Raw genomic sequence first — 22,988 nt, forward strand, 5'->3', positions numbered from 1 at the left:
ATGAACTATGATTCACTACAAGAGTCAAGCTGACCCCGTCGTGCCCGATACGGCGCGCAGGCAGAAGGCGATGATGCTGTCGATCAGTACCTGCCCGTCGTCCTCCAGGGCCAGGCTCTCGGGCGACAGGGGCCCCACCAGACCCTCCATGCAGGCGCCGACGAGGCAGGCGGCCGCGGCGGGTACGTTCTGCTGCGGAAACTCGCCGCTGCGAATGCCCTGCTCGACGATGGTTTCGAAGACGCGGCCCAGGGCACGCCGGTATTTCAGCCGCGTCGCATCGATCTCGCGGTCGACCGGCTCGGCGATCAAGGCATAGGCCAGCCGTCGACCGCGCAGCGACCGCCGTGCGAATGTGCGCACGGCATCGGCCAGTCGCCGCGTCGCCGGACCATCGGACATCACGATGGCCGATACCACCTCCAGCTCGCGCTGGGAGGTTTCGCTGACGACCTCGGCAAACAGCTCGGCTTTGGATGCAAAGTATCGGTAGACGGTACCGGTCGCGACCCCAGCCAGCGCGGCCACTGCGGTGATAGGCGCTTCCTGGAAGCCGCCATCGCTCACCAGCTGCCGCGCTGCGTTCAGGATGCGCAAGCGTTTATCGGCCAGCTGCTCCTGCACCCGTTCTGTCTTGCGATAAGCCATTGAAACTCAGATCCCTCCACGTGATGCCCGGGCCGGTGCCATGGTACGCGAGCGGGTATGAATTGAACATATATTCACTTTATAGTCCGCAGATTTGATGTATCGTTTGAGCCAGGAGGCGTTGCCGCCATTCGGCCCTACCGGGGGCGCGCGCTTCAAAGCACGAGACGGCAGGCCATGGACATCTTCTCCCATCTCTTCGTCGCCTATCTCGGCGTCGCTGCCCTGGTCATCATGACCCCGGGCCCCGACACAGCCGTCACGGTCCGCAACACGCTGCTGGGTGGCCGTGTGGGCGGCATTTTCACCGCCCTGGGCGTCGCCACGGGCCTGGCCATCTGGGCGTTGTCGACCAGTGTCGGCGTCGTTGCACTGCTGCTGGCGTCGGAACCGGTATTCCTGGCCGTGAAGTTTGCTGGCGCCGCTTATCTGATTTTTCTGGGCGCTCAGTCGCTGCTGGCGGCCTTTCGATCGCAGCCTGCTCCAAGAGGCCTCGGCGAGGTGTCTGCGGTTCGGCGGTTGGCGCCGTGGCGGGCCTATCGTCAGGGCCTGGTGAGCGATCTCGGCAACCCGAAGATGGCTGCGTTCTTTCCCAGCCTGCTGCCCCAGTTCACACCGCCGGGCGACGCCTCGTTCGCGTCGCTCGTCATCCTGGGGCTGGTCTTCAGTGCCATGACCTTCGTCTGGTTGCTGGTCTATGCGACGGCAGTGGCTCGTGCCGGCGCGTTCCTGCGCCGACGCCGCGTGCGCCAGATCCTGGACGGCCTGACAGGTGCCGTCCTGGTCGGGCTTGGCCTGCGGTTGGCCGCAGAGCAGCGCTGACCGCGCACTGGCTTGACCCGGACCGTCACAGACCCTAAGTGCGGGGCATGCGGCGGGGCTTTGGTCTCGCCGCCGCCGTTTTCAGAATTGTTCAGGCCGACAGGAAAAGTCATGCCGACCGAACCCGCAAAGAACAAGTCGCCCGGCGCTCCAGCGCCCGATGACACCGGTTTCGATATTCCCGACGCGCCCGGCGCGACACGTTCGGACGCCGCCGATCCTGCCCAGGTCATCCGCGCGGCAGCCGAAGCCAAGATTGAGGCGCTCGAGGCGGAACTGGCCACCGCGCGCGACACCTGGATGCGCTCGGCCGCCGACGCGCAGAATGCACGCCGCCGGGCCAAGCTCGACGTCGAAGAAGCGCACAAGTTCGCCGTGTCGCGGTTCGCCAAGGATCTGCTGTCGGTCGCCGACAATCTCAGCCGGGCGCTGGCGTCGCTGCCGCCCAACGGCGAGGGCCTGGATGATCGGCTGAAGAACGTCGTGACCGGCGTTCAGGCGACGGAGCGTGAACTGCTCAGCGTGTTCGATCGCCATGGCATCAAGAAAATCGCGGCACTGGGTGCCCCGTTCGACCCGCAGTTGCACCAAGCGGTCAGCGAAGTCCAGGACCCGACCCGGCCCAACAACTCGGTCGCCCAGGTCTTCATGGATGGCTACACGCTGAACGACCGCTTGTTGCGGGCTGCCATGGTCGTTGTGGCCAAAGGGGGGCCGGTCGCCGCGCCGACGTCTGCCGAGCCGGAGCCGGCCAATGCGGCGGTGGATGCCGACGGGGCATGATGCCCGCTCTTCACATAAGGCAGCGGTGCGGCCATTTCTGCGCCGCACTGGCCTAAATCGCGCGATTTAGGCCTCCAGCAGGCCAAAATGCCCTGCGGCCGGCCCAAACGACCCGTTGCAGCGCCACCGTTGCACCCTATATAGCCCATGTTGCACACGGGTTATTGCCAGTGTCGCGATAATCCCAGCTCCAGGGAGCCGATTCAGTGCCGTCAGGGCTGGTCCGGCCCGCCACAGAAGAGAGAGGCTAGCAATGTCGAAGGTTATTGGTATTGACCTGGGCACGACCAACTCGTGCGTCGCCGTCATGGAAGGGGGCGACACCCGGGTTATTGAGAATTCCGAGGGTGCGCGTACCACCCCCTCGATGGTTGCCTTCGCCGATTCCGGCGAGCGGTTGGTCGGCCAGGCCGCGAAGCGCCAGGGCGTCACCAACCCGATGAAGACCCTTTATGCCGTCAAGCGCCTGATCGGCCGTCGGTTCGAAGATCCGATGGTCCAGAAGGAAGCCTCGATGGTTCCCTTCAAGATCGTGAAGGCCGCCAACGGCGATGCCTGGGTCGAGGCCGACGGCCAGCAGTACAGCCCCAGCCAGGTCTCTGCCTTCATCCTCACCAAGATGAAGGAGACGGCCGAAGCCTATCTCGGCGCCGCCGTGACGCAGGCTGTGATCACTGTGCCGGCCTACTTCAACGATGCCCAGCGCCAGGCGACCAAGGACGCCGGCAAGATCGCGGGCCTCGACGTGCTGCGCATCATCAACGAGCCGACCGCGGCCGCGCTGGCCTATGGCATGGACAAGAAGAAGTCCGGCCTGATCGCCGTGTATGACCTTGGCGGCGGCACGTTCGACGTTTCGATACTCGAAATCGGCGATGGTGTGTTCGAGGTGAAGGCCACCAACGGCGACACGTTCCTGGGTGGCGAAGACTTCGACAAGCGGATCATCGACTACCTGGCCGATGAGTTCAAAAAGGACAACGGCATCGACCTGCGCGGCGACAAGCTGGCGCTGCAGCGTCTGAAGGAAGCCGCCGAGAAGGCCAAGATCGAGCTGTCCAACAGCAAGGAGACCGAGATCAATCTGCCGTTCATTACGGCCGATGCCTCGGGTCCGAAGCATCTGGTGCTGAAGCTGTCGCGCGCCAAGCTCGAGGCGCTGGTCGAAGACCTGGTGCAGCGCACGCTGGAGCCGTGCCGCGCGGCGCTGAAGGACGCCGGTGTCAGCGCCGGTCAGATCGACGAGGTGATCCTGGTCGGCGGCATGACCCGCATGCCCAAGGTCATCGAGACGGTGAAGGGCTTCTTCGGCAAGGAGCCGGCCCGTAACGTCAACCCGGACGAAGTCGTCGCGGTCGGCGCCGCGGTGCAGGGCGCAGTGCTGAAGGGCGAGGTCAAGGACGTCCTGTTGCTCGACGTGACCCCGCTGTCGCTGGGCATCGAGACGCTGGGCGGTGTCTTCACGCGCCTGATCGACCGCAACACGACGATCCCGACCAAGAAGAGCCAGATCTTCTCGACCGCCGACGACAACCAGACGGCGGTGACGATCCGGGTCTTCCAGGGCGAGCGCGAGATTGCAGCGCACAACAAGCTGCTGGGCCAGTTCGACCTGGTCGGCATCCCGCCGGCGCCGCGCGGCATGCCGCAGGTCGAGGTCACGTTCGACATCGACGCCAACGGCATCGTGCAGGTGTCGGCCAAGGACAAGGCCACCAGCAAGGAGCAGCAGATTCGCATCCAGGCCTCGGGTGGGCTGAGCGATGCCGACATCCAGCGCATGATCAAGGAGGCGGAAGCCAACGCAGCCGAGGACAAGCGCAAGCGCGAACTGATCGATGCCCGCAATCAGGCCGAGAGCCTGGTGCATTCGACGCAGAAGAACGTGCAGGAGCATGGCGACAAGGTGCCGGCCGCCGACAAGGCCGCCATCGAAAGCGCCATGGAAGCGTTGAAGTCCGTGATGGCGGGCGAGGATACCGAGGAGATCAAGTCCAAGACCAACGCGTTGGCCCAGGCGGCCATGAAGCTCGGCGAGGCCATGTACAAGGCCCAGCAGCCGGACGCTTCGGCCGCTGGTCCGAGCGCCGGCCCTGCGGGCGCGGAGCCGGCCAATAAGGACGACAAGGTCGTGGATGCCGATTTCGAAGACGTGACCGACAGCAGCAAGAAGAAGAGCGGCACTGGCTGAGCCGCGGCAATAACGGTATGAAAGCTCTGGCCCGCATCCCTCTACGAGGGGACTGCGGGCCAGAACAGTCTCCGGGGGGAGATGCGACGGTGCCCGCTGGGCCGTTGCCCGAGGAACAGGCCGCATGGCGCAGGACTTCTACGAACTGCTTGGCGTTGGGCGCAGCGCGGGTGCGGACGAGATCAAGAAGTCGTACCGCAAGCTCGCGATGCAATACCACCCGGACCGCAATCCGGGTGATAAGGCGGCCGAAAAGAAGTTCAAGGAAATCAACCACGCCTACGACATCCTGAAGGACGAGCAGAAGCGCGCAGCCTATGACCGCTACGGCGCGGCCGCCTTCGAGGGCGGTGCCGGCCCGAACGGACCAGGCGGCGGCCCGTTCGGCGGCGGCGGTTTCGATTTCAGCGATATCTTCGAGCAGATGTTCGGTGGCGACACCGGCGGTCGCGGACGCAGCAGTGGTCCGGCGCGCGGCAACGACCTGCGCTACAACCTGGAAATTTCGCTGGAAGAGGCCTTTGCCGGTAGCGACGCCAGCGTGCGTGTGCCGAGCTCCGTGAGCTGCGACACCTGCCACGGCAGCGGTGCTGAACCGGGTTCGCGGCCGGTCAACTGTCCGACCTGCCAGGGCCGCGGTCGCGTGCGCATGCAGCAGGGGTTCTTCACCATCGAGCGAACCTGTCCGACGTGTCACGGCGCTGGGCAGAAGATCGAAAAGCCCTGCCGCGTCTGTCACGGTGCTGGCCGCGTCCGCAAGGACAAGACGCTCAACGTCAAGATTCCGGCCGGTGTCGAGGATGGCACGCGCATTCGATTGGCGGGTGAAGGCGAAGCGGGCGCCCGTGGCGGGCCGACGGGTGATCTCTACGTCTTTCTGTCGGTGCGCAAACACCGGCTTTACGAGCGCGACGGCGCTGATTTGTTGTGCCGGGTGCCGATCAGCATGGTGCAGGCCGCACTCGGCGGCTCGATCGAAGTGCCGACGCTGGACGGCAAGATGGCGCGGGTATCGATCCCGGCCGGCACACAGGCCGGCCATCAGTTCCGCCTGCGCGGCAAGGGCATGCCGGTGCTGCGCACGACCCAGAAGGGTGATCTCTACATCGAGACCCTGGTCGAAACGCCGGTGAATCTCACGGCGCGCCAGAAGGAACTGCTGAAGGAGTTCGAATCGGCTGGCAAGGGCAACGACACCTCGCCGGAATCGGAAGGCTTCTTCAACAAGGTCAAGGAGATGTTCGGCGGCGACTAGACGCTCGTCCCAGGATATCCCGATGCGCGCGGACGCCGGCCTCTGGCCGGCGTTGGCATTTCTGGGGCATGCTGCAGGCGGTGTCGCCGTCGGGAGCGTCGCATGGTCTTGAAACACAATCTTGTCACACTGGCCGACGGCAAGCCGCGCTGCGGCTGGGTGAGCGATGATCCGCTCTATCTTCCGTATCACGATGACGAGTGGGGACGACCGCATCGTGCACCGCACGCGCTGTTCGAGCTGCTGATCCTCGAGGGCTGTCAGGCCGGCCTGTCATGGCTGACCGTCCTGCGCAAGCGGGCGCACTATCGCAAGGTTTATGACGGCTTCGATCCCGCCAGGATCACCCGCTACACGCCCAAGAAGCTGGAACGGCTGCTGGCCGATCCTGGCATCGTGCGCAACCGCAGCAAGGTCGACGCCAGCGTCACCAACGCGCGTGCCTGGCTGGCGCTGGCCGAGCGGGAGGATCCGGTGTCATTTCTGTGGTCGTTTGTCGGCGGTGAGCCGAAGGTTAACCGTCCGCGGACGCTGAAGCAGGTGCCGGCGCAGACTCGCGAGAGCGAGGCGATGTCCAAGGCGCTGACCAAACTCGGCTTCCGCTTCGTCGGGCCGACCATCTGCTATGCCTTCATGCAGGCCACGGGCATGGTCGACGACCATGTCATTGGCTGCTGCAGCATCGCTTCGTAACACTTATCGACCGGAGCCGACGGCGCGCACATGCGCCGGCACAAGGTCATCGAGACGCGCCGCCGCCGTACGCATGGCCACCTGGCAGACCGTAACGCCCGGTTCTGCCTGCGAACGCAGCACAACGAACTGGCCGCCGGCCTTGGCCAACACGGCCCGGTCGAACTCCATCATGCGCCAACAGGCCTGTGTGTCGCCTGTGCCGCGTAGAGGGCAATGGGTGTGGATCTCGCCATAGACGGTGTCGTTCGTGATCGCCGTCACCGGGTGTTTGGCCTTGCCGCCGAACGCCTTCTGCCACTGCCGTCCCAGATCCGCGAGATCCGCCGCGGGGCCTACTCGCCCACGTGCCGCTGCCGAATCGGCGAGGCGGCGCATGAAGTGCAGCGTTCGTTCTTGCCATGCCGGGCGGCGCGCCAGCCACGCCGCAACGTGGAGCACGGTCCACGCCATTGTGCGAATCCGGATACGCCGCAAGCTTCGTTTCATGACGCGTCCTTTCGTGGAGCATCATGACAAGACATAAGACAAAATTTGTCAAATGTCTTATTTGCCAAAACCGCGTACGGCGAGAGTAGCGACGGCACCGGCGCGCCGTTCGAGTTGCGCCGAGGGGATGAGTTGCGCCGACGCCGGATTGGCGAACATCTCCAACGCATCCATCAAGGCGGCAGCGTCACGTGCCGGCTCGACCGATGTGAACTCGCCGGACGCCAGGCCCTCACCGATGACCTGCTGGTAGAGCCCGCGGGTCTCGGCCCGATGCTGCTGGATCAGCGAAGTGAGATTGCGAATAACCTGGTCGATGACCTCCATCAGGCAGGTCTCCGCCAGGTATCGCGTGCGCACGGCGCGTGCTGTCGCCCTGGCCATGCGTTCGATCCTGATGCCGGCGGCCACGTTGCGGTCGGCAGCGATCTTCGCTAACGCGCCGTTATCTTCGGTCATCCATCGGTCGGCGAGTGCGGCGACGATCTCGCGCTTGTTCGAGAAGTATCGATAGACTCCGGTCCGCGCCAGGCCGGCTTCGCTGGCAATATCCTCGATCTTCGTCTTGGCGCCGCCGTAGCGCCGCAGGCAGGCCAGCGCCGCATCGAGAATGCGATCGCGGGTCGCGTCCGTGGGTGGTTGAGCACCAGTCATGACCGGCGAGCCTTAGTGTGATCGTGCCGGTTCGGCAAGCGATGTGCGCACACACGACCTCGCCTTGGTTGTTCCGACGCGCTACAACAAGCCGGAAGCGTGGAGGGGCAACATGGACATCACCATCACGGGCGCCAGCGGACGGATGGGCCAGATGCTGGTGCGGCAGATCGCCAAGTCGCCGGGCGCCAAGCTTGCGGCGGCCGTCGAGGCACCGGGCGGCAAGGCACTGAGTCGTGACGCGGGCGAGGTGGCAGGTCTCGAGGCGCTGGGAGTGAAGATCACCGATGACACGGCCAGCGCGATTGCTGCGGCCCAGGTGGTGATCGATTTCACGGTCCCCGAAGCGACGGTTGCGCATGCCGAGATTGCCGCCGCGAAGGGCGTGGCGATGGTGATCGGTACGACGGGCCTTGCCCCCGATCAGGCCAAGCGCATCGAAGTCGCCGCACAAAGTGTGCCGATCGTCTGGGCGGCGAACATGTCGCTGGGCGTCAATGTGCTGATGGCGCTGGTCGAGCGTACCGCCGCTCTGCTCGACCCGGACTACGATATCGACGTGCTGGAAATGCATCACCGACACAAGATTGATGCGCCGTCCGGCACGGCACTGGCGCTGGGCCACGCCGCCGCAGCAGGCCGACAGGTCCAGTTGGAGGCCGTCTGGCGCAAGACGCGTGATGGCCATACCGGCGCACGGCCGGTGGGTGAGATCGGTTTCGCCACCTTGCGCGGCGGCGATGAGGTCGGCTTTCACACCGTGATGTATGCCGGCATCGGCGAACGGCTGGAACTGACGCACCGCGCCTTCAGCCGCGAGATCTACGCCAACGGTGCGCTCAAGGCGGCACAGTGGGTCGTGACGCGCAAGCCGGGCCTGTACACCATGAAGGACGTGCTCGGGCTGGCGGGGTAGGACGTCAATTCCAGTGATGATCGTAGGTCGGTGCCTTGACGCCCGCGATGGCGGTGCGCAGTGCCTTGGCCACCTCCAGCCGCTCGTCGGGCGTCAGGAACCGGCCGACCACCAGCCGATTGCCGCGTGAGATCAGGGTCAGCCGGCTTTCGTGTTCGGGCGGGTCGTCCATCTCGACCCGCAGCCAGTAGGCGTCGAGCCGGCTCTCCTCGACCAGGCCTTCCGGGTCGATGCGGGTGACGATGAGGGCATCGTCGGTCAGGGTCAGTGTTTCCGTGAGCCGGCCGCTTTTGTAGTTGAGCCGGAACAGCACGATCACCAGCGCGACATCAAGCCCCATGAAGCCGATCACCGGCCAGGCGCCCAGCAGAAAGATCGGCAGGCCGATCAACAGATTGGCGACCAGCAGCACAGTGATGAGCAACCGGAAGCCGCGTCGCGACAGGCTGCGGTGCGGCACCAGCGTGGCGTTGAAATGCACGGCTTGTGCGACAGCCTCGCTCATCGCTACACCTTAGCGACCGATGCGCCGGACGGCCACGGGCGACATGATGCGTCGGATGGACGCGAGGGAGTAGGGAATGGCCCAGCTGAAGCCGGCCCAGATCGAAGAGTTCTACCGGCGACTGCAGGAGCGCGATCCCGAACCGAAGGGCGAGCTCGAGCATGACAACATCTACCAGCTTCTGGTGTCGGTCGTGCTTTCGGCCCAGGCGACCGACGCCGGCGTGAACAAGGCGACGCGACCGCTGTTTGCCAAGGTGACGACGCCACAGCAGATGCTGGCGCTGGGTGAAGCCGGGCTGACCCACTACATCAAGACGATCGGCCTTTACCGCGGCAAGGCCAAGAACGTGATCGGCCTGTCGAAGATCCTGATCGACCAGTACGACGGCACGGTTCCGCACGATCGCGAGGCTCTGGAGGCGTTGCCGGGTGTCGGTCGCAAGACCGCCAATGTCGTTCTCAACATCGCCTTCGGTGAGCCGACCATCGCCGTCGATACGCATGTCTTCCGGGTCGGAAACCGCACCGGCCTGGCGCCGGGCAAGACTCCGCTGGAGGTCGAGCTCAAACTGCTGAAGCGGACGCCACAACAGTACCTGCGCCATGCCCATCATTGGCTGATCCTGCACGGCCGCTATGTCTGCCGGGCACGCTCGCCCAGCTGCCCGACATGCGTCGTTGCTGATATTTGCGGGTTCAAGGGCAAGACGATCGCGGTCTGACCGTCGTGTGCCTCGGACCAGTGCTCGGAGTCGTCCTGTGACCAGCTCAGCCAATACCTACCGCCTGTTGATTTTACCCGGGGACGGCATTGGGCCCGAGGTGATGGGCGAGGTCGGGCGCGTCGCCGCCTGGTTCCGGGACAAGCGCCATCTGCCGATCGAGTTGCGCCAGCGGCACTTCGGTCTGGCGTCCTGGCAGGCATACGGTTCGCTGATGCCGGATGAGACGTGGGCGGAGATCGAGGCCGCCCATGCCATCCTCTTCGGCGCCATGGATTCGCTGGACCAGGCGACGAAGATTCCGCCCGGGGAGCGGCGAAAGGGCAGCCTGCTGCGATTGCGCAAGAGTCTGGACACGTTCGCCAACCTGCGTCCGATCCGCGCGATCCCCGGCCTGCTCGATGCATCGACCCTGAAGCGCGAGGTGGTCGAGGGTGTCGACCTCGTGTTCGTGCGTGAGCTGACTGGCGGCGTCTATTTCGGCGAGCCGCGTGGGGTCGAAACGCTGCCCGACGGCCGCGAGCGTGGCGTGAACACCCATGTCTACACCAGCGACGAGGTGGAGCGCGTGGCGCGCTTTGCGTTCGACCTGGCCCGGCGCCGGCGCGCCGAAGGCAAGCCGGGCAGGGTGCATTCGGTGGACAAGGGCAACGTCATGGAAGCGGGAGCCATGTGGCGGCGCATCGTGCAGCGGGTGCATGACGCCGAGTATGGCGATGTCGAGCTCCATCACATGCTGGCCGACAATTGCGCCATGCAGCTCATCCGCTGGCCGAAGCAGTTCGACGTCATCGTGACGGACAACCTCTTCGGGGACCTGCTGTCGGACTGCGGTGCGATGATCACCGGTTCCCTGGGCATGCTGCCATCGGCGTCGCTGTCAGCGCGGGGCAGCCACGGCCGCCGGGCGCTCTACGAGCCGATCCACGGCAGTGCGCCTGACATCGCGGGCAAGGGCGTCGCCAACCCGCTGGCGGCGATCCTCAGCTTCGCCATGTGCCTGCGTGAAACCCTGGAACTTCCTGCTGAGGCCGAGCGGCTGGAGCGCGCCGTCGACGTGGTGCTAGGCGATGGGGCCCGCACGGCCGACCTCGCCGTCCGCGGCGCGGCCAGCCTTTCCACGATAGCGATGGGCGACGCCGTCCTCAATGCGCTCGGTCGTGCGTAAGGTCGCTCGGAATACCGTTATCCTTACTAAAGGAAGTAAGGAAAGCTTCTTTTATGACTCCCAATGGGCGCCATTGATGGCCACGCTTGAGCGCGACCACTCGCATGGCACCCCTGCCGGCCTCATTGTGGACGGCCGGTGAACAATCGTTTAGCCAGCGTGGGTACAGGCCACTGCTCGATGGGGTTCCCGACAATGATGGATCGCATGGCCTTTTCCGGCCTCACGGTTCTCGATTTCAGCCAGGGCGTTGCCGGCCCGCACGCGACCATGCTGTTGGCGCTGCACGGCGCCGACGTCATCAAGATCGAACCGCTGGAAGGCGATTGGGGGCGGGGACTGGGCAAGATCGAGGGCGATCACTGTGCGCACTCCATCGCCTTCAACCGCGGCAAACGCTCCCTGGCCCTGGACCTGAAGGCACCCGATGCCATCGCGGTGGTGAACAAGATTGCCGCCAAGGCCGCCGTCGTGGTCGAGAGTTTCCGGCCCGGCGTCATCACGCGCCTGGGCTTTGGCTACGAAGCCATCAAGAAAGCCAATCCCAGCGTGGTCTATTGCTCGGTATCGGGCTTCGGCCAGACCGGTCCCTACAGCAAGCGGCCGACGGTGGACGGCCTGATCCAGGCCTTCGGCGGCATGATGGTGATGAACCGGCTGCCCGACGGCACGCCGTGGCGACAGGGTATGATCGCGGTCGACGTGACGACCGGCCTCTACACCTTCCAGGCGCTGTCGACGGCGATCCTGCGCCAGTTCCGTTTCGGTGAGGGAAGCTACATCGATTCCAGTCTGATGCGCTCGGCCGCCGCGTGGCAGGGCGCCAAGCTGATGGAATGGGTGCATACCGAGGGCAAACCGCAGCCGCTCTACATGCCGGCCGGCAGCTACAAGACCAGCAACGGCTACATCATGGTGAGCGCCATGCGGCCGCATCACTTCCGCAAGATGTTCGAGTTGATCGGCCGGCTCGATGTCGCCGACGATCCGGCGCTGCAGACCCACGAGGACCGCATCAAGAACGCGCCCAAAATCATCAAGGCGCTCAATGAGACCATGCCCACCCGCACCACCGAGGAATGGATTGCGTTGCTGCAGCCCAACGACGTGTTCTGCGAGCGCGTGAACAACTACCAGGATTACCTGGATCATCCCCACGTGCGCGACAGCGGCGCCGTCGACTGGATCAAGCAGGATGGCTTCGCGCGCATGCCGGTGGCGAACATCCCGGGCTTGCCGGCAGCGCACGAGGATCCCGAACGGCACCACGCACCGCACATCGGCGAACACAGCCGGGATATCCTGCGAGAGCTGGGGTATACGGCGGCGCAGATCGACGGGATGGTCACGAACAAGGCCATTGGTGCGGCGCCACCACCGGCACGCGCGGCAGAGTAGGCTGCCGCGCGCTGCCAGCGAAAAGACTCACCACTCGAAGACAACGCTCTGGTGCGTGCCGGGCGACACGTGCACCACTTGCTGCTTGGCAACGCCGTGCTCGGTGGCGATCACGTTGTACGTGCCATCCGGCAGGTTAGCGAGCAGATAGGGGCCACGCGTGCGGGTGTGCAGCACCGTGCGACCATCGGAGTCGCGAATGGTCACGGGCACGTACGCGAGATAGTCGCCGCGGTTGGCGCCGTCGCGCGCCGCGAAGACGAGTTCCAGGGCATAGTGGGCGGCAGCCCGCTGCATGGCGGCGGACTCGTCGGCTCCGATTCCGCCAGAGATGAAATGAACGCCGCCGCGCATTTGTTCAGTCGGCAACGTGCGCGCCTGGACACCCGGGGCGAACGACGCCACCAAGGCCAGGCCAACGACAGGTGCGGCGAAGATCGATCGAATGACGAACGGTTTCATGGTCGTACTCCTGCTTGAGAAAGGCTGTCCGGCCACGGGTTGCGTTCGCCGGGCAGCCACACGACGTGCCGCTTCTAACCGAGGTTGAGCGGCACGAAGATCTTGGCATCGTCGCGGCGGATCAGCAGGGCCGCGCGATCATGCGCCTTGGCCGCCAGCACGCGCAGGCCATCGACCGTGCTCACCGTCTCACCGTTGAGGGCGAGCACGACATCGCCGGGCTGGACACCGGCGCGCGCCGCCGGTCCCGACACCGACTCGACCAGCAGACCACCGGCTTCGTTGATCGACCGGGCTTCTTCCGGCGACAGCGACCGCACCGCCAACCCAAGACGACCCTGCGCGGGCTGCGCATTGTCGGCCTGCGGCTGGGCGTCCGCGTGACGCTCGCCGATGGCCAATGTCATCTCCTTGGCTTCGCCGCGCCGCCAGACGCTCAGCGTCGCCCTGGTGCCGGGCGACAGGTCCGCGATCCGCGGCGGCAGGTCGCCGGAGCGCATCAACGCGCCGCCGTCCAGTGTGAGAATCACGTCGCCGGCCTGCAAGCCGGCCTTGGCGGCCGGACTGTCTGTCTCGACGCTGCTGACCAAAACGCCGCCAGGCTTCGGCAGGCCGAACGCCTCGGCGAGAGGTTGCGTGACGTCCTGGACAGTGGCGCCGATCCAACCGCGATGGACGGTGCCGGTTGCAACGAGCTGCTTCTCGATCTTCATGGCGACGTCGATCGGAATTGCGAACGACAAGCCCTGGTAGCCGCCGGTGTCGGAGTAGATCTGGGAATTGATGCCGACCACTTCGCCACGGGTATTGAACAGCGGACCGCCGGAGTTGCCGGGGTTGACGGGTACGTCTGTCTGAATAAAGGGCACATAGGACTGATTCGGCAGGCCACGCGCCGTCGCCGAAACGATGCCGGCGGTGACCGTGTTCTCGAAGCCGTAGGGCGAGCCGATGGCCAGGACCCATTCACCCACGCGAATGCGACTGGCATCGCCGATGGTGACGGTCGGCAGGTCCTTGGCGGCAATCTTCAGGACAGCGACGTCGGTGGCACGATCGATGCCGACGACCTTGGCGGGAAACTCCCGCTGGTCGGATAGCTTGACGATCACCGTCTTGGCGTTCTGCACGACATGCGCGTTGGTGAGGATCAGTCCGTTGGACTCGACAATAAAGCCCGACCCGAGTCCACGGACGGGCCGATCAGGGCGCCCGAAGCGCCGGCCAAAGTCGCGCGGCATGCCGGGAAACGGCCCGTCGTCATCAGCCGTTGCTTTCGCCGTGCCTTCGACCTGGACGTTGACCACGGCGGGACCAAATCGCTCGACGATCGACGAGAAATCGGGCCCGGCCACAGGCGCTGCCGTTCTTGCCGGCTGTTCGTCCCGGCCCGCGGCGAGTGCCACTGACGAGGTGAGCGTCTGGGGCGCCAGACCGATGATTGCGCCACCGAGTGCGGAGGCGATGGCGGCGGCCGCGAGACTGCGGGTCAAGATCTTCCTGGGCATATCGGACTCCGTATCGTCGGGCCGAGGGGGCACCGGACTGGTTCAACGAAGCCGATGTAGGGGACGAACCTTAAGGTTTGCTTAGCGCCGGATCGAAGGCGGCGAAGATGACGCGGACGGCCAGACCACCGTGCTGCGCCGTGCCCAGCACGACGTCGGCATGATGGCGGTCGGCGATCGCCTTGACGATCGCGAGGCCAAGACCACTCCCGGGCTCCCCGGCACCTTGGCCGCGATAGAAGCGGTCGAAGACGTGCGGACGATCCTTCTCCGGAATGCCGGGGCCCGAATCCGAGACGTCCAGGAAAGACCGGCCGGCGTCGACGCCGACGGTGACATCGACCCTGCCGCTCGCTGGCGTGTAGCGAATGGCGTTGTCCAACAAATTGTCCAGCAAGACGCCGAGCGCGGCCGGATCGCCTGCGATGCGCGCCCTGTCGTCGAGTGACATGGCGCCGAGGTCGATGGTCTTCGCCATGGCGATATCGACATGGTTCGCGATGGCATCACGCGCGAGCGTCGCGAGGTCGACGATGACCGGTTCTGCACCGGCAGCGCCGGGCTCCTGACGCGCCAACGTCAGCAACTGCTGGACCACGTGGGTCATACGGTCCAATCCGCGCTTGAGTTCGGTCAGCGCTTTGGCGCGGACCGAATCATCGGTAACGCGTTCGACCAGCTGCGCCTGCAGGCGCACGGCAGCGAGTGGGGTGCGCAGCTCATGGGCGGCGTCAGCGACGAACGCCCGCTGCGCCGTCGATGCCTTGTCCAGGCGCGCCAGCAGATCGTTGAGCGCGGCCACGACAGGTGCGATTTCTGACGGCGTCGCGGGCAACGTCAGACGCCCCAATGTTGCGGGCTGACGTCGGCTCAATTCGGCAGCGAGCGCTTCGAGCGGCCGCAAGCCGCGGCCGACGGCCATCCATATTCCGATCGCGAGCGCCGGCAGCAGCAGTATCGAGGGGACGAGGATGCGCAATGCCGCCGACAGCGCCTGGTGTTGGCGCACGCTCATCGGCTGCGCGACCTGGACCGTCCTGCCCTGCAATTGCAAGGCGAACACGCGCCACGTTCCCTCCGACGTCGCCACGTTGGCGTATCCCATGCGCGCCCAGTTGGGCAGCACGCGATGCGGATGCGAGAAGTAGAGAGTGACGCCCTCGCGGCTCCAGATCTGAACGACGACGTCGAGCGCCGGATCCGGTGTATCGATGCCGGGCAGAAACGGTATGTCGGACGTCCGCTCGCCCACCGACAGCGCTACCTGACGCAGCTGATAGTCGAAGATCCCGTCAACCTCCTGGCGCGCGATGCGGTACGTGACCACGGCGCTCAGCACGACGATGGCGGTCGCCGCGGCCATCAGGACGAAGAGCAGATTGCGGCGGATCGACCTCATGGCCGGCGCGGTACCATATAGCCCACGCCGCGAACCGTCTGGATCCAGGTCGCGCCGAGCTTGCGACGCAGCGCATGGATGTGCACCTCGATCGCGTTGCTCTCGACCTCTTCGCCCCAGCCATAGATCGCTTCCTCGAGACGGCGGCGCGATGAGGGAGCACCCGGCCGCTGCAACAGCATGCGCAGCAGCGCGAACTCGCGGGCGGTCAGCTTGACTGGGGCGCCGGCCAACGTGGTCTCGTGACGCGCCGGATCGAGGACCAGATCGCCGTGTCGCAACACGACATCGCGCCGGCCCGACGGGCGGCGCAGCAAGGCCCGCACGCGCGCCAGCAACTCGTCGAGGTCGAAGGGTTTGACGAGATAGTCATCGGCACCGGCGTCGAGGCCTGCCACACGATCGCCGATCGCGTCGCGCGCCGTCATGACCAGCACCGGCATTGCGTCGCCGCGAGCGCGCGCGGTCTTGAGCAGATCGAGCCCGCCTTTGCCCGGCAGGCCGAGGTCGAGCAGGATCAGATCATAGCGTTCGGCCTGCAGCGCTGCGTCGCCGTCGGCGCCATCGCGCACCCAGTCGACGGCGTAGCCTTCCTGGCGCAGCGCCGTGCGCACACTCTCGCCGATCATGCGGTCGTCTTCGACCACAAGCAGTCGCATTTGCCGACCTCACCGCGTCGCGCGCCTGTCCGCGCCACAATGACGAATAGGTAACCGATATTCGCGGGCGGTGGAAACGGCGCGGAAGGTGGAGCGGTCAACCCAATGTCAGCGGCAGATACAACGTGGCACCTTCGCGGCGGATCAGCAACGCGGCGTGGCCGCCGCTCTTTTCCGCCAGCGCCCGCAGCGAGGCGACGCTGCTCACCGGCTCGCCATTGAAGGCCAAGATGACGTCGCCTGCCAGCATGCCGGCGCGCGCGGCCGGTCCGGAAACCGCCTGGACCAGCAGGCCGCCGCTTTCGTCGATCGCTTGTGCTTCCTGCGGCGAGAGAGCGCGCACGGACAGGCCCAGCCGGCCCTGGCCGACGGCCGGCTTAGCCGGCGCCGGTGTCGGCGCAACCTTCAATTCCCCGACCGTGATGCTCAGCTGTGTGGCGGTGCCCCGACGCCAGATGTCGAACGTTGTGCGCGTTCCCGGCGCCATGTCGGCAACCTTGGGCGGCAGATCGAAGGAGCGTGTGATCGCTACGCCGTCAACGGCCGTGACCACGTCGCCCACGTGCAGGCCCGCGGCCGCGGCGGGTCCGCGTTTGTCGACATTGCTGATCAAGGCGCCACGCGGCTTGGGCAAGCCGAAGGCATCGGCCAGTGGCTGCGTCAACTCCTGCACGCCGGCACCCAGCCATCCACGCGTGATCGCGCCGTCGGCGGCCAGTTTGTGGGCGACTTTGATCGCGATATCGATCGGAATGGCGAATGACAAACCCTGGAACCCGCCGGTGTCGGTATAGATCTGGGCGTTGATGCCGATCACTTCGCCGTTGGCGTTGAACAGCGGTCCGCCGGAATTGCCGGGATTCACCGGCACATCGGTCTGGATGAAGGGCACGTACGCCTGTTGCGGCAGTGCGCGGGCCGTCGCCGACACGATGCCGGCGGTGGCTGTGCTGTCGAAGCCGAAGGGTGAACCGATCGCCAGCACCCAGGACCCGACCCGGAGGCGGCTGGCGTCACCGATCGCCACGGTCGGCAGATCCTGGGCATCGATCTTCACGACGGCGACGTCGGTCGGCCGATCAAGGCCAACGACCTTGGCGGTGAACTCGCGCTGGTCGGATAGCCGCACGGTGATCTCCGTGGCGCCCGCAACGACATGGGCGCTGGTCAGGATCATGCCGTCCTGGCTGATGATGAAGCCCGAACCCAGCCCGAACACCGGTTGGTCGCCAGGACGTGCGGGCGATCGCGAGCCGCGTGGCTCGCCGGGCGTCAACCCGTGATCCGGAGGGGAAGCCTCCTCGTCAACGGGCGATCGCCCCGTACCCTCGACCGCAACGTTGACCACGGCCGGTCCATAGCGCTCGACAATGCCCGAAAAGTCGGGACCAGCGACCGGCACCGTTGCAGGCACCGCCCCATCGAACCCGCTGGCGGCGCGCGCCACGGGCCCGACGTTGTGCGCCGGGTCGAAGAGGCTGACAGTGCCGGCAAGTGCCGCCAGGAAGGCGGCGATAACCAGGCTGCGGCTCGTGACTCGGCTGGGCATGGCATTCTCCGTCGGCCGCGATCGCGCGAAACGGCCGCCTGGCGGACGGGGAGCGGATGCCAGCCCACCCCAGGCTGACAGTTAACGCTCCGGTCGGCCGGCAGGATGCGTGGCTGTGCCCTCTCTACGTGTTCGTCCGGGTCGCCTCTTTCCAGCGTCGTGCGACGGCGGGTCGCGACCTTGTGAGGCGCTGTGACCATGCCGTGAGCCGGGTCCGCTAGGGATGCAATGTCAATCCTTTCAAGATCTTGTCGACGATCTTGCGTTCGGCGCGCAGGGCCATGCCGACGAGGTCGAGATCATCGACGGCGACGGCAGCGACGGCCGCCCGGTTGGCCTCGTCGTGGCCGGTGACGAACAGCTCGCGCGTATAGATCGCGATGCGCTCGTTGCGTTCCAACGCCCGGCGATGCGCGGCTTTCAGAGCCTCGCTGGTACCGGCAAACACCAGGATCGGCTGCCGCGACATGGGCAGATAGAGGTTGCCGGACGCATCGCGATACGTCTCGCCCACGAGCTCCCGCGTGGCTCCGGTGATGGCGCTGGTCAGGAATGCCGCCACGTTAAGTTTCTGCCAAACCGCCAGGTCCTGGTGCACGGCGATGGCTATCTTGGTGTCGAACTGCATGGTCTGTTCCGCTGGTTCCCGCAGGGTGCGTGGAAGCTCTAGCTGCGGCGGCAGGCGCTCTCTTGTACGATCTTGCACCTGGGAAGGGAGCGATGAGCACGCGCGCACTCAATCGGGACTGGGCCCGCTACCGCCAGCCGCGTCGCGGCGTGGAGACGCTGCGCGCCTATTTCCGCGCCCATGCCTTCGATCGCCACGCCCACGACACGCTGGCGATCGGCACTACCGACACTGGCGTGCAGCGCTTCCGCTATCGCGGCCAGCAACACGACAGCACCACCGGCGGCATGATCATCCTGCATCCGGGCGAGCCGCATGACGGCGAGTGCGGCGCCGAGGACGGCTTCACCTATCGCATGATCTATCTCGATCCCGGCTACGGCTTGGACCTTCTGCGCGAGGCCGAGCTGGGATCGCACCTGCCGTTCGCACCCGAGCCGCTGCTGCGCGACGCCATATTGCGTCGATCATTCTCGGATCTGTGGGACGCCCTGGGCGGCGAGCCGGGACTGCGGCAGGACGAGGCACTGGTGCGCCTCTGGCAGACGCTGGCGCGCGGTCTTGCGAGCGGGAAGGCCATGTCGTTGGCGCCGGACAGGTTGGCGCGCGTGCGCGATGCGCTGGCCGACGCACCGCGGCGGCACTGGTCGCTCGATGAACTTGCCGGGATTGCGGGCATCAGTCGCTTCGCGCTCTGTCGCGCTTTCCGCCGCGCCTATGGCGTTTCGCCGTATGCCTATCTGCTGGCACGCCGGCTGGCGCAGGCGCAGCGTGATCTCGTTGCCGGCATGCCGGCAGCCGAAGCGGCCATTGCCGCCGGCTTTGTCGATCAGAGCCACCTCACGCGCAATCTGAAGCGGCGCTTCGGCATGTCGCCTGGCCGTTTTGCGCGTGTCGCGTCCGGGTTCCCGTCAGTGCCGGGCAGTCCGTCCTAGCTCAACCATCCCAAGGCCCACATCAGCAACAGGACGGGGATCGGCACGCCGAGAAGCCACAGTATCGCTGCGCGGCCCATGTTTCGCAGTCCTTTCGTTCATGTCCCACCGGATGAACGTGCCGTCGCAGTGCCGGTTCCCGCGCTTTGAAGCATCAGCCGTGGTAGCCTGATCGCAAATGACGGGAGGCAACAATGCTTGAAACGACGTTGGCCGGCAGCCTGCCCAAGCCGTCCTGGCTGGCGCAGTCCGGTGTGCTCTGGGCGCCATGGAACGTCGCCGACACGGCTCTGCTCGAGGCCAAGCTCGACGCCACAAGGCTTGCGATCGCTGAGCAGGAGCGCTGCGGCCTCGACATCGTCAGCGATGGCGAGCAGGCCCGCCAGCACTTCGTGCATGGTTTCCTGGTCGACATCGACGGGGTCGACTTCGCGCGCAAGAGGCGCATCGGCATTCGCAACAACCGCTACGAGGCCGACTGCCCGACGGTCACCGGGCCGTTGAAACGCCGCCGTTCCGTGCATGCTGACGAGGCCCGCGCCGCGCGCGCGGCGGCGACGCGCCGGCTCAAATTCACCCTGCCCGGCCCGATGACCATCGTCGACACGCTGGCCAATGAACACTATCGCGACAAGGTCGAGATGGCCTTTGCCTTCGCGTCCCTGCTCAACGAGGAGGCGCGTGAGCTGCAAGACATCGGCGTCGATGTCGTGCAGTTCGACGAACCGGCATTCAACGTCTACATGGACGAGGTGCCGGAATGGGGCATCGAGGCGCTGCACCGCGCCGCCGAAGGGCTCACCTGTCGCACGGCCGTCCATATCTGTTACGGCTACGGCATCGACGCCAACATCCAATGGAAGGCGACGCTGGGTGATCAATGGCGCCAGTACGAGCGCACGTTTCCATATCTGGATCGCAGCCGCATCGACCAGGTGTCGCTGGAGTGCGCTCATTCCAGGGTGCCGCTGGAGTTGATCGCGCTGCTCAAGACCAAGACCGTCCTGGTCGGTGCCATCGACGTGGCCACCGACTCCGTCGAGACGCCGGAGGAGGTCGCATCGACAATCCGGGCCGCGATGAAGCACGTCGATGCCGAGCGGATTCAGCCCTGCACCAATTGCGGCATGGCCCCCATGGCCCGCGATATTGCTTACGCCAAGCTCCGTGCCCTTGCCCAGGGCGCCGCGATCGTGCGCAAGGAACTGGGACGGTAGACTGCGGCAAGGCACGTTTGTCGCATAGGACGTCACACGAAAACGGTGAGGGGATTTGACGACAAAGGCGTAAAGACGACGCAAGGTACGTCATGGCTTTCATGGCGCCACGGGGAGCAGGTCCCGGTCCGGTGGAAGGAGCCTTAGAGCGCTGATGCGCGCACGTTCGGACGAACCGGGATGGCTGGCCCGACTGCCGGCGGTGGCGCAATGGAGTGGCCTGCTGCTCTGCTCGGCCGCCCTGGCGGCTGTCCTGGAATTCGCCGGATTGCCGGCGGCGCTGCTGATGGGACCGATGATCGCCGGCGTCGTCTTTGGCGCCAACAGCGCCACGATCCGTGTGCCGCGGCTGCCCTATTTCGGCGCGCAGGCGATCGTCGGCTGCCTCATGGCGCGCGCCATGACGGCCGACATCCTGGTGTCGTTCCTGAAGGACTGGCCGCTCTTTCTCGCGGTTGTGCTGGCGGTGATCCTGGCCAGCACCACGCTGGGCTGGTTGATGACGCGATGGCAGGTCCTGCCGGGTACGACGGCGATCTGGGGAACCTCTCCCGGCGCCGCGACGGCGATGATGGTGGTGTCGGAGTCCTTCGGCGCCGACGTGCGGCTGGTCGCCTTCATGCAGTACCTGCGCGTCGTCTGCGTCGCCATCGCGGCTTCGATCTTCGGCCGGTTCTGGATCGAGGGTTCGGCCGCCCCAGCGCACCCCATCGTCTGGTTCCCTGCCATTGACGCGCTGGCTTTCGGGGAAACCCTGGCGCTCGCCGGTGTCGGTGCCGTCCTCGGACGCATCTCGCGCCTGCCGGCCGGCAACTTCATGGTGCCCATGGTGATCGGCGCCGTCCTGCATGCCACGGGCCTGGTGCGCATCGAGCTGCCGGAATGGCTGCTGGCGATCACCTATGCGCTGCTCGGCTGGAACATCGGCCTGGGCTTCACGCGCGCGATCCTCGGGCACGCCTGGCGCGCCCTGCCGCAGATCATGCTCAGCATCACCGTGTTGATCGGCTTCTGCGCCGCGCTGGCCTTCCTGCTGACCCGGATGCTGGGGATCGACCCGCTGACCGCCTATCTTGCCACCAGTCCGGGCGGCATGGATTCGGTGGCGATCATTGCCGCGTCCAGCCGCCAGGTCGATCTGCCCTTCGTCATGGCGCTGCAGACCCTGCGCTTCATGATCGTGATTCTGATCGGCCCGGCCCTGGCGCGTTTCATCGCTCGCCGCACGATGTAACCTGGGGGCACGCCGCTACAACGCGCGGGTCTCGCCGATGCGCAAGGTCCAGATGTCCTCGTCGGCATAGCCGGCGGCGCCGGCCGCCGCGCGCAGGCGCTGCGGCGGCTCGAACGCCGGTTCGCCCGACAGCACGATGCTGCCGTAGTGCATGCCCACGATCTTGCGCGCGCCCAGCAGGCGACCCATCTCGGCGGCTTCCTCGGGCGAGGCATGGCTGCGCCGGAAGATCGCGCGTGGTTCGTAGGCGCCGACGCCGAGAATGGCTGCATCGAACGGGCCATGCCGCGCGCCGATGTCGGCGAACACCGGCCCGAAAGCACTGTCGCCGCCGAAATACAGGCGTTGGCCGTCGCCCTCCAGCGCGAAACCGCACCAGAGCGTACGGTTGCGATCGAACAGGCCGCGCCCGGAGAAATGCACGGCCGGTGTCGCCACGACCCGCAGCCGGGCGTTGCGGTCACTGCCCAGGGTCAGCTCGTGGTGCCAGTCGACCTCGGTGACGTCGTAACCCAGTTCCAGCAAGCGCGGGCCCAGGCCCAGCGGCGCAATCACGCGCGCGCCGCGCGGGAAACGCCGGTCCGACAGGGTGGCGATGTCGAAGTGGTCATAGTGGTTGTGCGAGATCAGCACCACATCGAGCGCCGGCAGGTCGCGCACGCGCAGCGCCGGTGGCGTGAAGCGGCGCGGTCCAAACCCCTCGATCGGCGCAGCGTAATCGCCCAGGAACGGATCGGTGAGGATGGTGCGGCCGCCCAGCCGGATCAGGAAGCAGGCGTGCCCCAGCCAGGTGATGCTGTTGCTGCCGCGGTGCTGGCGCAGCCCGGCGAGCACGGCCTCGCGCGGCAACACGAATCCGCTCGGTATCGCCGGCCGCCGTGGCACATGCCGCGTCAGCCACAGATAGCGCAGGATGACCCAGAGATGGCCCAAGGTGCCGTGGTCGCGCGGACTGCCCGGCGGATTGCGAAAGCCGCGCCGCGTATGATGATCGGGTCGGTCGCCGGTTGCGATCGGCGGGGGTTGCGGCAGGCCAGCAGAAGCCATGCCCAGAACATGGATGTTGCGATGATCCGCATCAAGCCTGGCTAAAGCGCTCTTCAAGAATTCATCGTTTGTTGCCGGCCGCACGCGCTTCCTACTCTCCCGCT

At 66.1% G+C, this 22,988-nt stretch carries 23 protein-coding genes; 12 read left to right on the plus strand and 11 right to left on the minus strand.

Annotation, left to right across the window (positions count from 1 at the left end; genetic code table 11):
- Nucleotides 1-24: 24 nt before the first annotated feature.
- Entirely contained in the window at nt 25-648 is a 624-nt protein-coding gene (locus FQU96_RS00165) for a TetR/AcrR family transcriptional regulator (RefSeq protein ID WP_146538817.1), read from the minus strand.
- A gap of 177 nt (nt 649-825) precedes the next feature.
- Here FQU96_RS00165 and FQU96_RS00170 point away from each other — a divergent pair, with 177 nt between their 5' ends.
- The 5 genes from FQU96_RS00170 to FQU96_RS00190 all read left to right on the plus strand — a co-directional run bounded on the left by FQU96_RS00170 (nt 826) and on the right by FQU96_RS00190 (nt 6,392).
- The gene (locus tag FQU96_RS00170; protein ID WP_146538818.1) at nt 826-1,470 is read left to right on the plus strand and encodes a LysE family translocator; all 645 of its coding nucleotides are present in this window, start codon (nt 826-828) and stop codon (nt 1,468-1,470) included.
- Nucleotides 1,471-1,581: 111 nt separating this feature from the next.
- The gene (grpE, locus tag FQU96_RS00175; protein ID WP_146538819.1) at nt 1,582-2,253 is read left to right on the plus strand and encodes a nucleotide exchange factor GrpE; all 672 of its coding nucleotides are present in this window, start codon (nt 1,582-1,584) and stop codon (nt 2,251-2,253) included.
- A 253-nt stretch (nt 2,254-2,506) separates the two neighbouring features.
- Nucleotides 2,507-4,444 carry a molecular chaperone DnaK gene (gene dnaK, locus FQU96_RS00180; protein ID WP_146538820.1) on the plus strand — a complete coding sequence of 646 codons (1,938 nt, stop codon included), beginning with the start codon at nt 2,507-2,509 and terminating at the stop codon, nt 4,442-4,444.
- Nucleotides 4,445-4,568: 124 nt separating this feature from the next.
- Complete coding sequence (gene dnaJ / locus FQU96_RS00185) at nt 4,569-5,699, plus strand: molecular chaperone DnaJ (protein WP_146538821.1); 1,131 nt, start codon at nt 4,569-4,571, stop codon at nt 5,697-5,699.
- 102 nt (nt 5,700-5,801) lie between these two features.
- On the plus strand, nt 5,802-6,392 hold the full coding sequence (locus FQU96_RS00190; RefSeq protein ID WP_146538822.1) for a DNA-3-methyladenine glycosylase I: 591 nt from the start codon (nt 5,802-5,804) through the stop codon (nt 6,390-6,392).
- 3 nt (nt 6,393-6,395) lie between these two features.
- Here FQU96_RS00190 and FQU96_RS00195 read toward each other — a convergent pair whose 3' ends face one another.
- Entirely contained in the window at nt 6,396-6,845 is a 450-nt protein-coding gene (locus tag FQU96_RS00195) for a hypothetical protein (RefSeq protein ID WP_146538823.1), read from the minus strand.
- Nucleotides 6,846-6,938: 93 nt separating this feature from the next.
- Complete coding sequence (locus FQU96_RS00200) at nt 6,939-7,535, minus strand: TetR/AcrR family transcriptional regulator (protein WP_146538824.1); 597 nt, start codon at nt 7,533-7,535, stop codon at nt 6,939-6,941.
- A 112-nt stretch (nt 7,536-7,647) separates the two neighbouring features.
- Here FQU96_RS00200 and dapB point away from each other — a divergent pair, with 112 nt between their 5' ends.
- Entirely contained in the window at nt 7,648-8,451 is an 804-nt protein-coding gene (gene dapB / locus FQU96_RS00205; RefSeq protein WP_146538825.1) for a 4-hydroxy-tetrahydrodipicolinate reductase, read from the plus strand.
- Between the two features lie 4 nt (nt 8,452-8,455).
- Here dapB and FQU96_RS00210 read toward each other — a convergent pair whose 3' ends face one another.
- A complete protein-coding gene (locus FQU96_RS00210) occupies nt 8,456-8,956 on the minus strand; it encodes a DUF2244 domain-containing protein (RefSeq protein ID WP_146538826.1) in 501 nt (166 codons plus the stop codon).
- 76 nt (nt 8,957-9,032) lie between these two features.
- Between FQU96_RS00210 and nth the strand changes: the two genes are divergently transcribed.
- The 3 genes from nth (at nt 9,033) to FQU96_RS00225 (ending at nt 12,246) form a co-directional block, all read left to right on the plus strand.
- Entirely contained in the window at nt 9,033-9,680 is a 648-nt protein-coding gene (gene nth / locus FQU96_RS00215) for an endonuclease III (RefSeq protein ID WP_218574562.1), read from the plus strand.
- 37 nt (nt 9,681-9,717) lie between these two features.
- Nucleotides 9,718-10,848 (plus strand): 3-isopropylmalate dehydrogenase, encoded by a 1,131-nt coding sequence (gene leuB / locus FQU96_RS00220; RefSeq protein ID WP_255467749.1) that lies wholly within the window; start codon nt 9,718-9,720, stop codon nt 10,846-10,848.
- Nucleotides 10,849-11,055: 207 nt separating this feature from the next.
- Nucleotides 11,056-12,246 (plus strand): CaiB/BaiF CoA-transferase family protein, encoded by a 1,191-nt coding sequence (locus FQU96_RS00225; protein ID WP_178130216.1) that lies wholly within the window; start codon nt 11,056-11,058, stop codon nt 12,244-12,246.
- Nucleotides 12,247-12,273: 27 nt separating this feature from the next.
- Here the strand turns inward: FQU96_RS00225 and FQU96_RS00230 are convergent, their stop codons facing one another.
- The 6 genes from FQU96_RS00230 to FQU96_RS00255 form a co-directional block, all read right to left on the minus strand.
- Nucleotides 12,274-12,708, minus strand: a complete 435-nt coding sequence (locus FQU96_RS00230; protein ID WP_146538829.1) for a carboxypeptidase regulatory-like domain-containing protein — start codon at nt 12,706-12,708, stop codon at nt 12,274-12,276.
- A 74-nt stretch (nt 12,709-12,782) separates the two neighbouring features.
- Nucleotides 12,783-14,216 (minus strand): DegQ family serine endoprotease, encoded by a 1,434-nt coding sequence (locus tag FQU96_RS00235; protein WP_146538830.1) that lies wholly within the window; start codon nt 14,214-14,216, stop codon nt 12,783-12,785.
- Between the two features lie 70 nt (nt 14,217-14,286).
- Complete coding sequence (locus FQU96_RS00240) at nt 14,287-15,615, minus strand: ATP-binding protein (RefSeq protein WP_146538831.1); 1,329 nt, start codon at nt 15,613-15,615, stop codon at nt 14,287-14,289.
- Nucleotides 15,612-16,274 (minus strand): response regulator, encoded by a 663-nt coding sequence (locus FQU96_RS00245; protein WP_146538832.1) that lies wholly within the window; start codon nt 16,272-16,274, stop codon nt 15,612-15,614. The genes FQU96_RS00240 and FQU96_RS00245 overlap by 4 nt, the downstream gene beginning before the upstream one ends.
- Nucleotides 16,275-16,371: 97 nt before the next feature.
- A complete protein-coding gene (locus FQU96_RS00250; protein ID WP_146538833.1) occupies nt 16,372-17,823 on the minus strand; it encodes a Do family serine endopeptidase in 1,452 nt (483 codons plus the stop codon).
- Nucleotides 17,824-18,040: 217 nt separating this feature from the next.
- Nucleotides 18,041-18,451 (minus strand): DUF2000 family protein, encoded by a 411-nt coding sequence (locus FQU96_RS00255; RefSeq protein WP_146538834.1) that lies wholly within the window; start codon nt 18,449-18,451, stop codon nt 18,041-18,043.
- 92 nt (nt 18,452-18,543) lie between these two features.
- Between FQU96_RS00255 and FQU96_RS00260 the strand changes: the two genes are divergently transcribed.
- From FQU96_RS00260 to FQU96_RS00270, 3 genes are all read left to right on the plus strand, one after another.
- Nucleotides 18,544-19,386, plus strand: a complete 843-nt coding sequence (locus FQU96_RS00260; protein ID WP_146538835.1) for an AraC family transcriptional regulator — start codon at nt 18,544-18,546, stop codon at nt 19,384-19,386.
- Nucleotides 19,387-19,580: 194 nt separating this feature from the next.
- Nucleotides 19,581-20,603, plus strand: a complete 1,023-nt coding sequence (locus FQU96_RS00265) for a methionine synthase (RefSeq protein ID WP_146538836.1) — start codon at nt 19,581-19,583, stop codon at nt 20,601-20,603.
- 154 nt (nt 20,604-20,757) lie between these two features.
- Nucleotides 20,758-21,837, plus strand: coding sequence for an AbrB family transcriptional regulator (locus tag FQU96_RS00270; RefSeq protein WP_146538837.1), 1,080 nt, complete (start codon nt 20,758-20,760; stop codon nt 21,835-21,837).
- 15 nt (nt 21,838-21,852) lie between these two features.
- Here FQU96_RS00270 and FQU96_RS00275 read toward each other — a convergent pair whose 3' ends face one another.
- Nucleotides 21,853-22,884, minus strand: coding sequence for an MBL fold metallo-hydrolase (locus FQU96_RS00275; protein ID WP_146538838.1), 1,032 nt, complete (start codon nt 22,882-22,884; stop codon nt 21,853-21,855).
- Nucleotides 22,885-22,988: the final 104 nt, after the last annotated feature.

The organism is Reyranella sp. CPCC 100927, from assembly GCF_007859315.1.
Lineage (GTDB): Bacteria > Pseudomonadota > Alphaproteobacteria > Reyranellales > Reyranellaceae > Vineibacter.

Excerpts from the sequence above, each read along its gene's own strand:
- FQU96_RS00250 (WP_146538833.1), bottom strand. The coding sequence starts at position 17,823 with ATGCCCAGCCGAGTCACGAGCCGCAGCCTGGTTATCGCCGCCTTCCTG.
- FQU96_RS00225 (WP_178130216.1), top strand. The coding sequence starts at position 11,056 with ATGGCCTTTTCCGGCCTCACGGTTCTCGATTTCAGCCAGGGCGTTGCC.
- FQU96_RS00190 (WP_146538822.1), top strand. The coding sequence starts at position 5,802 with ATGGTCTTGAAACACAATCTTGTCACACTGGCCGACGGCAAGCCGCGC.
- FQU96_RS00240 (WP_146538831.1), bottom strand. The coding sequence starts at position 15,615 with ATGAGGTCGATCCGCCGCAATCTGCTCTTCGTCCTGATGGCCGCGGCG.
- FQU96_RS00200 (WP_146538824.1), bottom strand. The coding sequence starts at position 7,535 with ATGACTGGTGCTCAACCACCCACGGACGCGACCCGCGATCGCATTCTC.
- FQU96_RS00275 (WP_146538838.1), bottom strand. The coding sequence starts at position 22,884 with ATGGCTTCTGCTGGCCTGCCGCAACCCCCGCCGATCGCAACCGGCGAC.
- nth (WP_218574562.1), top strand. The coding sequence starts at position 9,033 with ATGGCCCAGCTGAAGCCGGCCCAGATCGAAGAGTTCTACCGGCGACTG.
- FQU96_RS00210 (WP_146538826.1), bottom strand. The coding sequence starts at position 8,956 with ATGAGCGAGGCTGTCGCACAAGCCGTGCATTTCAACGCCACGCTGGTG.
- FQU96_RS00235 (WP_146538830.1), bottom strand. The coding sequence starts at position 14,216 with ATGCCCAGGAAGATCTTGACCCGCAGTCTCGCGGCCGCCGCCATCGCC.
- dnaJ (WP_146538821.1), top strand. The coding sequence starts at position 4,569 with ATGGCGCAGGACTTCTACGAACTGCTTGGCGTTGGGCGCAGCGCGGGT.
- FQU96_RS00245 (WP_146538832.1), bottom strand. The coding sequence starts at position 16,274 with ATGCGACTGCTTGTGGTCGAAGACGACCGCATGATCGGCGAGAGTGTG.
- FQU96_RS00265 (WP_146538836.1), top strand. The coding sequence starts at position 19,581 with ATGCTTGAAACGACGTTGGCCGGCAGCCTGCCCAAGCCGTCCTGGCTG.
- FQU96_RS00255 (WP_146538834.1), bottom strand. The coding sequence starts at position 18,451 with ATGCAGTTCGACACCAAGATAGCCATCGCCGTGCACCAGGACCTGGCG.
- FQU96_RS00260 (WP_146538835.1), top strand. The coding sequence starts at position 18,544 with ATGAGCACGCGCGCACTCAATCGGGACTGGGCCCGCTACCGCCAGCCG.
- dnaK (WP_146538820.1), top strand. The coding sequence starts at position 2,507 with ATGTCGAAGGTTATTGGTATTGACCTGGGCACGACCAACTCGTGCGTC.
- FQU96_RS00165 (WP_146538817.1), bottom strand. The coding sequence starts at position 648 with ATGGCTTATCGCAAGACAGAACGGGTGCAGGAGCAGCTGGCCGATAAA.
- FQU96_RS00170 (WP_146538818.1), top strand. The coding sequence starts at position 826 with ATGGACATCTTCTCCCATCTCTTCGTCGCCTATCTCGGCGTCGCTGCC.
- FQU96_RS00230 (WP_146538829.1), bottom strand. The coding sequence starts at position 12,708 with ATGAAACCGTTCGTCATTCGATCGATCTTCGCCGCACCTGTCGTTGGC.
- dapB (WP_146538825.1), top strand. The coding sequence starts at position 7,648 with ATGGACATCACCATCACGGGCGCCAGCGGACGGATGGGCCAGATGCTG.
- grpE (WP_146538819.1), top strand. The coding sequence starts at position 1,582 with ATGCCGACCGAACCCGCAAAGAACAAGTCGCCCGGCGCTCCAGCGCCC.
- FQU96_RS00195 (WP_146538823.1), bottom strand. The coding sequence starts at position 6,845 with ATGGCGTGGACCGTGCTCCACGTTGCGGCGTGGCTGGCGCGCCGCCCG.
- FQU96_RS00270 (WP_146538837.1), top strand. The coding sequence starts at position 20,758 with ATGCGCGCACGTTCGGACGAACCGGGATGGCTGGCCCGACTGCCGGCG.